Here is a 733-nt window from a genome sequence, read left to right on the forward strand (position 1 = left end):
GCGCCATCCTCTCGTTCAATTCGAACGCCTCCGCCGAACACTGGGAGGATATGGTCGGTGCGCATCGGAGTGAATGGGTCGATCTCGCGTATCTCGTCCACCAGATTGCCGTGTTCGAGCTACATGGAGCGAGCGATCCGATCCCGGTCTTGAGTCCGCGGGAACGTGAGTGCCTCTACTGGAGCGCGCTCGGTAAGGATTACAAGGATATCGCGCTTATTCTCGGCCTTTCGCATCACACGACCCGCAGCTACATCAAGTCGGCGAGGACAAAACTTGGTTGCGCTACGATCTCGGCGGCGGCGACTCTTGCCCTGAAGCTGCGCGTGATCACGATATGAGCCGATCGCACGCCAGCCAGACTTTGACAATACCCGCATATAGGCTTGAGCATATGCGGGAATATCTGGCTCCTCCGCCAAGCGGCATCTTCCAGCCAAGATCAACAGCTGGAGATAAACCTTGTTCATTCTGGTTCAGGCGCATCAGTACACCCGTTATAAGCCTCTCATGGATCAGGCATTTCGCCTGCGAAAACGCGTCTTTCACGATCAACTCGGTTGGGCCGTGACAATCGACGGTGATTGCGAGCGTGACGAGTACGATGCTCTGCGGCCGGCTTACCTGATGTGGTGCAATGATCGCGCGGATCGCCTTTATGGAACGTTGCGACTGATGCCAACCACCGGCCCGACGCTTCTCTACGACGTGTTCCGCCACACTTTTGCGGGTG

Annotated in this window: 2 protein-coding genes; both read left to right on the forward strand. The window is 56.9% G+C overall.

The annotated features are described in order from the left end of the window. A partial coding sequence (locus RNA01_RS23465; RefSeq protein WP_147182468.1) for a helix-turn-helix transcriptional regulator occupies positions 1-341 on the forward strand: 341 nt, incomplete at its 5' end. 121 nt (positions 342-462) lie between these two features. Then, on the forward strand, positions 463-733 hold a 271-nt coding region (locus tag RNA01_RS23470; RefSeq protein WP_307725738.1), incomplete at its 3' end, for an acyl-homoserine-lactone synthase.

Source organism: Paenirhizobium naphthalenivorans, assembly GCF_007992095.1.
GTDB classification, from domain to species: domain Bacteria; phylum Pseudomonadota; class Alphaproteobacteria; order Rhizobiales; family Rhizobiaceae; genus Allorhizobium; species Allorhizobium naphthalenivorans.